General features: G+C 68.2%; 11 protein-coding genes. 2 read left to right on the top strand and 9 right to left on the bottom strand.

All coding sequences use genetic code 11. The features are described 5' to 3' along the window. Positions 1 to 9: 9 nt before the first annotated feature. The 7 genes from E0H75_RS10330 to E0H75_RS44000 form a co-directional block, all read right to left on the bottom strand. Entirely contained in the window at positions 10 to 654 is a 645-nt protein-coding gene (locus E0H75_RS10330; protein WP_238162942.1) for a TetR/AcrR family transcriptional regulator, read from the bottom strand. A 44-nt stretch (positions 655 to 698) separates the two neighbouring features. Continuing rightward, positions 699 to 1,523, bottom strand: coding sequence for a shikimate dehydrogenase (locus tag E0H75_RS10335; RefSeq protein WP_131513231.1), 825 nt, complete (start codon positions 1,521 to 1,523; stop codon positions 699 to 701). Between the two features lie 136 nt (positions 1,524 to 1,659). After that, positions 1,660 to 2,448 carry a citryl-CoA lyase gene (locus E0H75_RS10340; protein ID WP_131513233.1) on the bottom strand — a complete coding sequence of 263 codons (789 nt, stop codon included), beginning with the start codon at positions 2,446 to 2,448 and terminating at the stop codon, positions 1,660 to 1,662. Continuing rightward, positions 2,445 to 3,656: a CaiB/BaiF CoA transferase family protein gene (locus E0H75_RS10345; RefSeq protein ID WP_238162943.1), complete on the bottom strand. Its 1,212-nt coding sequence runs from the start codon at positions 3,654 to 3,656 to the stop codon at positions 2,445 to 2,447. Before E0H75_RS10345 ends, E0H75_RS10340 begins: the two co-directional genes overlap by 4 nt. Next, positions 3,646 to 4,416, bottom strand: a complete 771-nt coding sequence (locus E0H75_RS10350) for an IclR family transcriptional regulator (protein WP_131513237.1) — start codon at positions 4,414 to 4,416, stop codon at positions 3,646 to 3,648. Before E0H75_RS10350 ends, E0H75_RS10345 begins: the two co-directional genes overlap by 11 nt. Positions 4,417 to 4,643: 227 nt before the next feature. Next, positions 4,644 to 4,925 carry a hypothetical protein gene (locus tag E0H75_RS42975; protein ID WP_165553595.1) on the bottom strand — a complete coding sequence of 94 codons (282 nt, stop codon included), beginning with the start codon at positions 4,923 to 4,925 and terminating at the stop codon, positions 4,644 to 4,646. After that, positions 4,922 to 5,173, bottom strand: coding sequence for a hypothetical protein (locus E0H75_RS44000; protein ID WP_165553596.1), 252 nt, complete (start codon positions 5,171 to 5,173; stop codon positions 4,922 to 4,924). Before E0H75_RS44000 ends, E0H75_RS42975 begins: the two co-directional genes overlap by 4 nt. Before the next feature lie 5 nt (positions 5,174 to 5,178). Between E0H75_RS44000 and E0H75_RS44005 the strand changes: the two genes are divergently transcribed. Next, positions 5,179 to 5,667 carry an ABC transporter permease family protein gene (locus E0H75_RS44005; protein ID WP_238163015.1) on the top strand — a complete coding sequence of 163 codons (489 nt, stop codon included), beginning with the start codon at positions 5,179 to 5,181 and terminating at the stop codon, positions 5,665 to 5,667. A 31-nt stretch (positions 5,668 to 5,698) separates the two neighbouring features. Beyond that, positions 5,699 to 7,924 (top strand): alpha-xylosidase, encoded by a 2,226-nt coding sequence (yicI, locus tag E0H75_RS10360; RefSeq protein ID WP_131513239.1) that lies wholly within the window; start codon positions 5,699 to 5,701, stop codon positions 7,922 to 7,924. Here the strand turns inward: yicI and E0H75_RS10365 are convergent. Then, positions 7,908 to 10,739: a glycoside hydrolase family 3 protein gene (locus tag E0H75_RS10365; protein ID WP_131513240.1), complete on the bottom strand. Its 2,832-nt coding sequence runs from the start codon at positions 10,737 to 10,739 to the stop codon at positions 7,908 to 7,910. The genes yicI and E0H75_RS10365 overlap by 17 nt on opposite strands. A 156-nt stretch (positions 10,740 to 10,895) precedes the next feature. After that, positions 10,896 to 12,107, bottom strand: a complete 1,212-nt coding sequence (locus E0H75_RS10370; RefSeq protein WP_131513241.1) for an ROK family protein — start codon at positions 12,105 to 12,107, stop codon at positions 10,896 to 10,898. Between the last annotated feature and the right edge of the window lie 37 nt (positions 12,108 to 12,144).

Here is a 12,144-nt window from a genome sequence, read left to right on the forward strand (position 1 = left end):
CTCTTCCGCTCAGTCCTTGGCGCCGGCGCCGCGAAGGTAGGCGACCACGAGTTCGCCGACCATGGTGCGGAGCCTGGCCCGGTTCTCGGGCGCGGTCATGTCGCGTCCGAAGAGGGCACCGAAGGTGTACGCGTTGGAGACGCGGAAGAAGCAGAACGAGCTGATCATGATGTGTACGTCGACGGCGTCGGCCTCGGTGACGAATTCGCCGTTGGCCTTGCCTGCTGCGAGGATGCGCTCGATCAGGTCGAGGACCGGCGTCCCCAGATTGGCCAGCGTCGCGGACTTTCGGATGTGCTCGGCCTCATGGATGTTCTCGATCGACACCAGTTTGATGAAGTCGCGGTGTGCGTCGTGATGGTCGAAGGTGAGCTCGGCCAGCGTGCGGATCGCCTCGACCGGGTCAAGGTGGGTGACGTCCACCTTCTGCTCCACCGCGCGGACCTCGGCGTACGCCTTCTCCAGTACGGCGAGAAACAGCTGTTCCTTGCTGCTGAAGTAGTAGTAGATCATCCGCTTGGTGGTGCGCATCAGATCGGCGATCTCGTCGACCCGGGCGCCGGCGTAGCCTTTACGGGCGAATTCCCGTTGGGCGACCTGCAGGATCTCCGCCTTGGTGCGCCCGGAATCACGCCGGCGCTCCGTCGTAGTCATGTCCTTCATCATAGGTACGACACCATTCGCCGTCGGCCGATCACTCACCACGAGGCCAGCTCCTTCAGGTGCTCCAGCATCCGCTTGCTGTCCGGCGTACGACCGGTGAACAGGCGCAGCGCATGTGCGGCCTGCAGCACCGCCATACCACCGCCGTCGAGCGTTCGGCAGCCCAAAGCACCGGCCTGTTTCAGCAACTCGGTCTCCAGCGGTCGGTACACGATGTCGGCCACCCAGAGCCGGGGCCGCAGCAGCTCGACCGGCAGCGGCAGCCCGGGATTCTGTGTCATACCGACCGGTGTGGTGTTGACCAGGCCATCAACGATTGCCAGGTCGGGCAGCTGATCAGAGCTGTGTGCCCGTCGATCTCCCAGCCGCTCGACCAACGCTGCGGCACGGCCCGGTTCGGGGTCGACGATCGTGAGGCAGCCGGCGCCCAGGCCCAGCAGTGCGTCGGCGACTGCGGCACCCGCACCGCCCGCACCGAGCTGAACGATCCGGTCCTTGGCCGCGCCAGGTAAGCCCTGGCCGAACGCGGCTGCGAAACCGCTCCGATCGGTGTTGTGGCCAACGGTCCTGCCGTCGCGGAACAACACCGTGTTGACCGCGCCCAGCCTGGCCGCCTCGTCCGACAGTTCGTCCAACTGAGCGATGATGGTTTGCTTGCAAGGATGCGTGACGTTCAGACCGTCGTACCCGAGGCGTCCTGTCTGCTCGAGCAGCTCGCCCAGGTCCTGCCGCAGTACGTCGATGTCGAGCAGGCGGTAGACGTAGGGGAGACCGAGGCGGGCGGCCTCGGTCTCGTGCAGCGCCGGGCTGAACGACGCACCGATGCCGGAGCCGATCAGCCCGATGAGGTAGGACTTCATGAAGCGGGCTCCCTCCAGCGGGGCGGTGCAGGCTCTCTACCACTCTACCCTCGTAATGTACGAACTGGTGAGTTAACTTGCCGCCGCAGGGCGGTGCAGGTCCCCTGGCCGCCGTCATCGCTGGAGGAGTTCGACGTCAGGTGTTGAGTGACCGGGGTGGGTGGCCGGTATAGGTGGGGATGACGGACTTCGGGAGGGGACCCTTGTTGCGCGTGTGTTCTTGGTGCTGCTCGTGGGCGTGGGCGAGGAGGCCGACCGAGCGGGAGAGGACGAAGAGGCCGCGGGCTAGTTCGGCGGGGAGGCCGAGTTCTGCGTAGATGGTGGCCGTCGCGCCGTCGACGTTCATCGGGATGGGGTCGAGGGCGGACTCCAGGGCGAGTGCGACTTCGAGGTGCTTGCCGGTGATGATGCCGTCGGCAACTGCCTGCCGGGCGGCGGCGATCAGTGGGTCGCGGCGGGGATCGTGGGGGTGGAAGCGGTGACCGAAACCGGGGACGTAGGCCTTGCGAGTCTGGTACGACGCGACCAGGTCGCGGGCCGAGGTTGCCGGGTCAGCTCCTTCGTCGACTTCTGCACGGAGTCGATAGAGCATTTCGACACATTGCTGCCCTGCGCCACCATGCACGTCTCCGAGAAGGTTGACGCCAGTGGCTATCGCGTTGTTCAGCGCGACGCCGCACGACGCGGCCATCCGGGCGGCGGCGATCGACGGCGCTTGCGGGCCGTGGTCGACGGCCGCGACCAGCGTCTGCTCGAGGAGTTTGGCCTCGCCGGGTGTTGGAAGCTCGCCGCGGATCATCAACCAGATCATCTGCGGGAAGGTGACGCCGCTGATCAGTTCCTCGATCAGGTAGCCGTGAAACCGGATCACCCCCGGCTCGATGTCCGAGATGGCAGTGGACCACCAGTCGGCGACCTCCGTCACGTTGTTCCCTCCGAATGCAGTTGGGCGATCTCGTTCGCGGTGTAGCCGAGCTCGGTCAGGATTTCCTCGGTATGCTCGCCGAGCCTCGGCGGGCGCGTCGCCGGACCCACCGCGCGGCCGTCGACGTGGACGCTGCTGCCGAGGACGCGCAGTTCGCGGTCCCGGCCGTCCGGCATCGGGACGGTGTGGATCAGGTCGCGACCGGTCAGCTGGTCAAGCGCCAGGGCTTCCTCGATGGTCAGCACCGGCGCCACCGGCACGCCGGTGCTCGCCAGCAGTTCGTCCCAGAAGGTGGCCGGGTGTTGTTCGAGTGTCTTCTCCAGTTCGGCCTTCAGTTCGAGCCGGTGCTGTTTGCGCGCTTCTCGGGTGCCGAAGCGTTCGTCGGTGACGAGTTCCGGGCGGCCGAGCGCCGCACAGAGTTCGACGTACTGCTCCTGCCTGTTGGCCGCGATGTTCAACGCGCCGTCCGCGGTTCGGAAGGTGCCGGACGGTGCGGAGGTCGCGTTTTCGTTGCCCATGGCACGTGGTTTGCGTCCGGCGACGAGGTAGTCCGACACCACCCACCCCATCGCCGCGACGGCGGTCTCCAGCATCGACACGTCGAGGTTGCTGCCGAACCCGGTGCGGGCGCGCTTGACGAGTGCGGCCGAGATCGCGAACGCTGCCGCGTACCCGCCGAGTGTGTCCGCGATCGGGAACCCGGTCCGGGTCGGCGCGGAGTCCGGCGTACCGGTCACGCTCATCATCCCGGACAGCCCCTGGATGATCTGGTCGTACGCCGGCCGACCACGCATCGGCCCGGTCTGGCCGAATCCGGAGACCGCGCAGTACACCAGGCCCGGGTTGAGGGACCGCAGTACGTCGGCCGGGAAGCCGAGCCGCTCGAGCACACCAGGGCGGAAGTTCTCCAGCAGTACGTCGGCCTCGCGGACCAACCGCTCGAAGACTGCCCGGCCCGGCGCCTTCTTGACATCGAGCGTGATCGAGCGTTTCGCCGAGTTCTGGGCCAGGAACGAGATGCCGAGTCCGTCCTTCGACAACGACGGATCGGCGCCGAGATTGCGGGCCAGGTCGCCGGAACCGGGCACCTCGACCTTGATGACGTCGGCACCCATCAACGCCAACTGGTAACCGGCGAACGGTCCCGCCAGCACGTTCGTGAGGTCCAGCACCCGCACACCGGCGAGCAGATCCGCGTCAGGCCGCACCGAAGCCACTCCAACCGGTCGCCATGATGGTGTCGGCACAACGCCGTACAGCGGTCACGTACGACGGCAGCCGGTCGTCACTGAAGCGCGTCGTCGGCCCACCGATCGCGATCGCGGCGACGACCCGGCCGTCGGAGCGCCGTACCGGTGCGGCCACACCTGACGCGCCCAGCTCACGCTCGCCATGACTGATCGCGAAACCGCGCGCGGCCGCCTCGGTGACGGCGGCCCGGAGGTTCTTGGCGAATCCGGGTTGTGCCGGCGCCTCCCGAGCCAGCTCCTCGATCAGTGAGGGATCGACCTCGAGGACGGGTGGATCGGTGAGTAGCACCTTCGACGCCGCGCCACCCCACAACGGCAGCGCCGATCCGACTGCGACGACATGCCGGACGTTCAACGTGCCCTGGGCCTGGGCCAGGCAGACGCGGCTGCGTCCGACGCGGATGTACAGGTTTGCCGTCTCGCCGGTCTCGGTGGCGAGCTTGCCCATCGCGGCACGGACCGGGGGCGAGATCTCCATCGTCTCGCTGCTCAGCCTCGACCAGCGCAGGAAGCCCGGGCCGATCGCGTACCTGCCCGGGCCGATCGCCACCACCAGGCCGCGCTGCTCGAGCGTTGACACCAGCCGCAGCACCGTCGTCTTCGGTAGGCCGCTCTCGGCGGTCAGCGCGGCCAGCGTCCAGGTCGGGTGCTCGTCGTCAAAGCGTTCGAGCAGGTCCAGCGCCCGATGCACACTGCGCACCCCATCACCATCACTCATTCCGTCACCATAACCCCAGCGTGCCGCGTAACGGAATGTCCGTACTCCCTAGCGGAATGGCGCTAGGTCGCAAGCCCCGGAGACGGCCTGCCGCTGTGGCTGACCGAGGTGCTCAGCCGCTTCGCCGACCACGACGTGATCAAAGCCGGCTGGACCTACCAGTTCCACCAGGCCAAGCCGCTCTACGCTGTTCCAGCCCACGGTCCCCAACCGGAGGCCTTCACCTGTCAGCCCGACTCACCACCAACCAGCGGAACAACCTCCCTGGACATCACATCCAGAGCTGCCGGAGCACAGGCGCCGACCGGGATATTGACGGGCAGGAACCCCTGGCCTAGGTTGTGTCGAAACGCTTCGACGATCTCACCGGAGAGCAGCCGTGGCAACGATGACGACGTGGCCCGGCGCGCCGGGGTGATCACCTGATGTTCGACTTCGAGCGGACCGTCGACGACGCGGTCGCCCACCTGGTCGGGCTCGGCCATCGGACGCTTGCCTACGTCAGTCATTCGGAGGTCTGCCTGGCCGGCGAGTACGGCACGGTCCGGCGCAGCGCCGCGGCCTTGGAGACGGCACTGGATCGCCATTGCGTCCACGGCGTGATGGTGCCCACTGCGGACACCGCAGTGGGCGGCAGGCGGGCGATCCCATTGGCTCGCGAGAAGTGCCCCGGGCTGACCGGCGTACTGGTGATGAACGAGGGCAGCGGCGCTGGGGATTCTCGCCGAACTGCGCGGCGCGGCGCTGGCCGTGCCATCCGACGTGTCAGTGGTGTCGATGGTGACATCGGAAGTCGTTGCGGACCTGGCGAGCCCTGCCCTGACCGCGATGACGTCGCCCGGTGCCGCGCTGGGAGCCGCCGCCAGCCGAGTTCTGCTCGAGCGGCTCGCGGACGACGGCAGTTCGACGTACGAGCAGTTGTTTCCCTGCACACCGGAGATCCCGGGACCCGCAGCCGCGCTGGAGGCTGGACCACTCTCGCGGGTCGTCGCTCCGACCGTCCGGCCGACCTCGGTGCTGCTGGTCCTCTTCATCTGGACCTGGAACGAGTTCTTCATCCCGCTGGTGATGCTGATGGACGCCAGCACCCAGACCGTGCCGCTCGCTCTCGCCTCACTGTGGGGCGACCGGCTGATGGACGCCACCACCACGAACGCCGGGGCGCTGATCAGCCTCCTCCCGACGGTTGTGTTCTTCCTGATCTTCCAGCGCACCCTGACCCGCGGCGTGACCGTCGCCGCGGTCAAGTGACCCGGCAACGACTTTCGGAGAGAGCAACCAGATGAAGTTCACAGACGGCTATTGGCAGCTGCTGCCCGGACTGACCCGGCTGCGCCCGGCCGCGGTCGAGAGTGTGGAGGCCGCCGAGCGATCCCTGGTCGTCTACGCGCCGGCCAAGCAGATCATCGGACGCGGCGACACCTTGAACCAGCCGTTGTTCACCATCACGCTCAGCTCACCGGCGGAGGGCGTGATCGGCGTCAGGATCCAGCACCACAGCGGCGGGCTGCCGCCGCGACCCGCCTTCCAGCTGGCCGCGGAGGAGACCCATCCGGTGAAGGTCGAGGTGGACGAGGAGACCGCGCGGCTGACCAGCGGAGAGCTCACGGCGGCGATCAAGCTCGACGGACCCTGGGATCTGCGGTTCGAGCGGGACGGCCAGGTGCTGACCGATTCCGCCGCCCGCAGTATCGGCCTGATCACCGACCAGAAGGGGCGGCACTTCCTGCACGAACAGCTCGCGCTCGGTGTCGGCGAGACGGTCTACGGCCTCGGCGAGCGGTTCGGGCCGCTGGTCAAGAACGGCCAGGTCGTCGACATCTGGAACGCTGATGGCGGCACCTCCAGCGAGCAGGCCTACAAGAACGTGCCGTTCTACCTGAGCAGCGCCGGATACGGCGTCCTGGTGGACACGCCGGCCAAGGTCTCGTTCGAGGTGGGTTCGGAGGTGGTGTCGCGCAACCAGTTCAGTGTCGAAGGCCAGGAGCTCTCGTACTACGTCCTCGCGGGTCCTACCCCGAAGGACGTGTTGCGGCGCTACACCGGGCTGACCGGCCGGCCGGCCCGGGTGCCGGCCTGGTCGATGGGCCTGTGGTTGTCGACCTCTTTCACCACCGACTACACCGAGGAGACGACCAGCGGTTTCGTGGCCGGGATGGCCGCTCGCGATCTGCCTCTCAGTGTCTTCCATTTCGACTGCTTCTGGATGCGCCAGTTCCACTGGTGTGACTTCCTCTGGGACCCGGACGCATTCCCCGACCCGGCCGGCATGCTCGGCCGGCTGAAGGAGCAGGGCCTACGGATCAGTCTGTGGATCAACCCCTATATCGCCCAGCGATCGGTCCTGTTCGAGGAAGGCCGGCGGCTCGGTTACCTGCTCAAGCGCACGGACGGCTCGGTCTGGCAGTGGGACATGTGGCAGGCCGGGATGGCGATCGTCGACTTCACCAACCCGGCGGCGACCGCCTGGTTCCGGACCAAGCTGCAGGCGTTGATCGATCTCGGCGTCGACTGTTTCAAGACCGACTTCGGCGAGCGGATCCCGGTCGAGGACGTCGCCTGGTACGACGGGTCGGACCCGCAGCGGATGCACAACTACTACCCCCATCTCTACAACCGCGCGGTGTTCGATCTGCTGTCCGAGAACCGCGGCGCGGGCGACGCGGTTCTGTTCGCCCGGTCGGCGACGGTCGGTGGCCAGCAGTTCCCGGTGCACTGGGGTGGCGACTGCGAGTCGACCTTCGAAGCGATGGCGGAGTCGTTGCGCGGCGGGCTGTCGCTGGCATCGTCCGGGTTCGGTTACTGGAGTCACGACATCGGCGGCTTCGAAGGCACGCCCGACGCTGCGGTCTTCAAGCGATGGGTGCCATTCGGTCTGCTCTCGTCACACTCGCGCCTGCATGGCTCCGGCTCCTACCGGGTTCCGTGGGCCTTCGACGAGGAGGCGGTCGACGTACTGCGTCGCTTCACCAAGCTGAAGATGTCGCTGATGCCCTACCTGGCAACCGTCGCCGAAGAAGCACACACCGACGGAACGCCGATGATGCGGCCGATGGTGCTGGAGTTCCCCACGGACCCAGGCGTCGCGTACCTCGAGCGGCAGTACATGCTCGGCCCGAACCTGCTCGTCGCTCCGGTGATGAGCAAGGACGGAGAGGTCAGGTTCTACCTGCCTGAGGGCACCTGGACCCACCTGCTGACCGGCGAGCAGGTGACGGGAAGCCGGTGGATCACCCAGACCTACGGCTTTGACAGTCTGCCGGTGCTGGTACGTCAGGGCGCGGTGATCCTTTTCGGCGCCGTCGACGACCGGCCCGACTACGGTTGGTCCGACGGCGTGGAACTGCGCTGGTTCTGCCCGTCGGAGGGCCAGGTCAGCCGCGTCGGCCTCCCCGGGCCGAACGGGGAGATCGACGCGGTGGTCGAGCTGATGCTGACCGGTGGTCAGGCAACAGCCCGCGTTGTCGAAGGCAGCTGCGACCGGTTCACCGTCAGCGTTCGAAGGTGAGCTCCCGCAGCGCGAGTGACGCGGTGGAGAAGACGAGGTAGACCGCGTGCACCCCGCTGGCTTCGGCCAGCGGGGTCGCGCTCGCGACCCAGGTATGGCGGTGACCGGTCGGCGGTACCTTGATCGTTCCGAGGACGAGGCCGTGCAGCGGGTCGTCCAGCCGCAGCTCGATCGTCCCGCCGTTGTCCTCGGCGGCGACCAGCCCGGCACACCGAGCGGCTCCGTCAGCCAGGTCGACATCCTCGAACAGCAGCCAGGCGCCGTCCTCCAGGGACCGCACGGCGTCGCCCCGGTCGGGGGCCGCGTCCGTCAGGGTCACCGCGCAGTAGTCGTCGAATGCCGTCGCCTGCAAGGGCGCTGACAGGACCGCACGCGGTGGGATCCGTTCACCCTGTACGTCGAACGCGCCGGTCAGCCTGATGTCCGTGCAGGACCGGCCGACGAGGACACTGTGCCGCGCGGTCTCGACGCAGCGCCGGTTGCGCGTGACGTCGAAGAAGGCGAGGTCGGCCGCGGGCACCGTGAACTCCACGAGGGCGCTCTCGCCCGCCGCCAGGGACACGTGGCGGAAGTCCCGCAACTGTCGCAGCGGTTGCTTGGCCCGGGACCGCTGCTGATGGCTGTAGAGCTGGACGATCTCGCGGCCGGCGCGCGCCCCGGTGTTGGTCACGGTGAGGCTGACCAGCAGTTCGCCGTCGGCCGGAACCGAGGTAGCGCTCAGCCGCAAGGCGGAGTACGCGAAGGTCGTGTAACTCAGACCGTGCCCGAACGGGTACAGCGGCGTGCCGCGGAAATACAGGTAGGTCGCGTCGGTGCCGACGATGTCGTAGTCGAACAGATCGGGCAGATCGGCCGTTGAGCGATACCAGGTCTGGGGCAGGCGGCCGACCGGGTCGAAATCACCGAACAGCACCTCGGCCAGCGCGTGGCCGTACTCCTGGCCGCCGTGCCCCGACCAGAGCACGGCCGGCACGTGCTCCTCGGCCCACTCGATCGAGAAGGGATAGCTGCTGGACATCACCAGTACCGTCCGCGAGTTGGCGGCGTGGACCGCTCGTAGCAGCCGTTCCTGGGCTGCGGGGAGGTCGAGTCCGGCCCGGTCCTCGGTCTCGCGGCCGTTCACCAGCGGATGGTTGCCTACGACAACTATCGCCACGTCGGCGGCCGCCGCGAGTTGGGCCGCCTGGGCGGCGCCGTCGACGACGGTGACGATCTCGAAGGCCGTCGCCGCCTCGGCGTCCACCGCGGTCGCCATGGCCAGGCCGTCGGCACCGACAGTGACGAACCGGCCGCTGTTGTGGTGCCGGAGTATTGAGGTCGCGTGGCCGGTTGCGACAAGTTCGAAGGTCTCCTTGACCTCCCAGCTGTTCGGCCCGGGATGGTCGGCGGTCAGCAAGCCGCTGTCGTTGACCGTGACATAGGCGCCGGTCCGCGGCGACCGCAGCGTCCAGGCGCCGCCACCGAAGTCGAACAGATCGAACGCGCCCGACGACGCCAGTGTCACCGACCCGTCCTCATGCGCGCCGAGACAACCATCGTGCGTGCGTAGCTCGATCCGGTCCGCCCCTTCGCAGAACTCCACCGTGTCCGGTCCGAGCCGTTCGGCCAAGCCGGTCCGTGCGGTGACCTGGTACGGCAGTGTGCCGGAGTACCAGTCCTGGAAGAGCACATCGGCCAGCGGTCCCACGACCGCGACCCGCCGGGTGCTCTCGGCGCTCAGGGGCAGCACCTGGCATTCGTGCTTCAGCAACACGATCGACTGCCTCGCCGCATCCCGGGCCAGCTGCCGGTGCGCCGGACCTCCGACCACCTCGACCGCGGGCGTCTCCTCGAGATCCGCCGGATCGAACTCGCCGAGCCGGAACCGGACGGCCAGGGTGTGCCGGACCGCTTGGTCGATGTCCACCTCGGCCAGCAGCCCTCGCTCCAATGCGCGCGACAGTCGCCGTACTGATGGCGCCGCGTCGCTGTCGTCCTGGGTGAAGCTGTCCACGCCTGCTCTGAGCGCGGCCGCATAAGCCTTCTCCGCGTCGTCGAAGTATTGCTGGAGACCGGTCAGGTTCGTCGGGGCACCGGCGTCGCTCACCACCAGCAGATCGTGCTCGGTCCAGCCTCTGACGATGTCGTTGATCAACGGGCTCAGGTGCGCCGGCCGTCCGTTCACCAGGTTGTAGGACGGCATCATCGCGACGGCGGCACCGGCAGCGATCGGCGCGGCGAAGGCAGGCAGTTCGTAGTCGTGCAGAACCCGCGGCGGCAGGTTGCTGGAGGTGGTGCACCGGTCCGTCTCGTTGTTGTAGGCAAGGAAATGCTTGAGTGTCGGGGCGGTCCTGAGGGTTCCGTCGACGTCACCGGTCAAGCCTTTGCCATAGGCAACGGCCAGTACACCGGTGAGCCAGGAGTCCTCGGAATAGCCTTCCTCGTTGCGCCCCCACCGAGGATCTCGCAACGGATTCACCACCGGTGCCCAGACGTTCAGGCTGACTCCCACCGGGTCCTGGTGATGGAAGACCCGGACCTCTTCGGCAACTGCGGACCCGACATCCCGGAGCAATCCGGGATTCCAGCTGCTGGCCAGCCCGATCGCCTGCGGGAAGACGGTCGCCGGGCCGAGCCAGGCCACCCCATGCAGGGCCTCGGTGCCGGTCCGGAACGTGGCGATGCCCAGCCGCGGAACGGCCGCCTGGTGCTGGTGCAGCAGGCCGAGCTTCTCCGCCAGGCTGAGCCGGTCGAGCAGGTCACCTACCCGCTCCGGCAGCTTACGGGCCGGGTCGCGGAACGGCGGCGGGACCTGGCTGGACGGCGAGGTGCTCATCGAATCGGACTCCGTGGGGGTCGGCCGCCGGCTGACGGAGGAGGAGATCGAAGGGCTTCGAAGCCTCGCCGACCGGAATCCGCAGACCGGATGGCGAGCCATCGAAGCGCTTCGATCGAAGGGTGAGTCAGAGCGTTGCACTCTCGGCGGCAGCGGTCAAGATCTCAGTGCGGAGACGGCCGGTAACCGGCCGGAGTCGAGGCTGTCCAGGGAGCGGGCGACGGCGCCGATGGCCGTCGCATCGTGACCGAAGGTCGAGGTGACCACCTGGCAGCCGCCCGCCTCGGGTGCGAGCGTGTCGTCGGCGAGTTCCTTCTCGATGGCCGGCAACAGCCAGCGGCCGAGTGCCGCGTACGAGCCGCCGAGCATCACCAGTTCGGGGTTGAGGATGTTGGCGAGCACCGAAACGCCCCGGCCGAGCATCGTGCCGACTTCGCCGAGTATCTCGAGCGTGCGGGTATCACCGGCCTCGGCCAGCCGGACCAGTTGATCGGTCCCGACCTGAGGATCGGCGTCGGGGAGGACGGCCGGATCGAGCCGGGCGAGGATCGCGGGCACGCCGGCCACGGCCTCCAGGCAGCCACGCCGGCCGCAGCCGCACAGCGGGCCGTCCGGCGCTATCCGCAGATGGCCTATCTCGCCCACATAGCCGAGATGACCGCGCAGCGGGTGACCGTCGCAGATCACGCCGGCGCCGACGCCGGTGTCGCCGGTCAGGTGAATGAGGTCGGCGCCACCGGTGTAGGGGCCGTAGCGATGCTCGGCCAGCGCGCCGAGGTTGGCGTCGTTGTCGACCAGCACCGGGAACGACGGCCGGCCGAGCGCCCGGACCAGATCCCGGCCCAGTTCGACGTCTCGCCAGCCGAGCCCGGCGGCCAGGACGACGGTGCCCTCGCGGTTGACCAGGCCGGGCACTCCGACCGTCAGGCCGAGGACGTCGCGGCCGGACGAGTGCACCGCGGCCACGGCCCGGCGCGCCAGCGCGGCCAACGCGGCCACAGCCTTGGCCGGCGTGGCGTCGGCGGATGGTCCTGAGCGGTGCCAGCGGAGCAACTGACCGCCGGCCGCGTCGTAGGCGATAGCGGTCAGTCCCCGGGCGCTGACCGCTATCCCGATTGCTGCGTACGACGAACCGTCGAGCACGAGCAGGGTGGCTGGACGGCCTACGTGGTTCTGGGTCTGCTCGGTCTCCCGCGCCAATCGCCGGTCGATCAGGTCTCCGACGATGCTTGTCACGGTGGCCTTGTTCAGACCGGTCCCGGTGGCGATCGCTGCCCGGGAGCAGGGGGCCTTGGCGCGCAGGAAGCGCAGCACTGCGGCCAGGTTGGTGGCGCGGATGTCCGTGCGATCCGCGGTCTGAGGGGTCAAGGTCCGTCCTGTTCGGCTCGGTCGGCGAAGGGCTGAG

The organism is Kribbella capetownensis (genome assembly GCF_004331485.1).
Taxonomy (GTDB): domain Bacteria; phylum Actinomycetota; class Actinomycetes; order Propionibacteriales; family Kribbellaceae; genus Kribbella; species Kribbella capetownensis.

Excerpts from the sequence above, each read along its gene's own strand:
- E0H75_RS10330 (WP_238162942.1), bottom strand. The coding sequence starts at position 654 with ATGACTACGACGGAGCGCCGGCGTGATTCCGGGCGCACCAAGGCGGAG.
- E0H75_RS10335 (WP_131513231.1), bottom strand. The coding sequence starts at position 1,523 with ATGAAGTCCTACCTCATCGGGCTGATCGGCTCCGGCATCGGTGCGTCG.
- E0H75_RS10350 (WP_131513237.1), bottom strand. The coding sequence starts at position 4,416 with ATGAGTGATGGTGATGGGGTGCGCAGTGTGCATCGGGCGCTGGACCTG.
- E0H75_RS42975 (WP_165553595.1), bottom strand. The coding sequence starts at position 4,925 with ATGACTGACGTAGGCAAGCGTCCGATGGCCGAGCCCGACCAGGTGGGC.
- E0H75_RS44000 (WP_165553596.1), bottom strand. The coding sequence starts at position 5,173 with ATGGCACGGCCAGCGCCGCGCCGCGCAGTTCGGCGAGAATCCCCAGCG.
- yicI (WP_131513239.1), top strand. The coding sequence starts at position 5,699 with ATGAAGTTCACAGACGGCTATTGGCAGCTGCTGCCCGGACTGACCCGG.
- E0H75_RS10365 (WP_131513240.1), bottom strand. The coding sequence starts at position 10,739 with ATGAGCACCTCGCCGTCCAGCCAGGTCCCGCCGCCGTTCCGCGACCCG.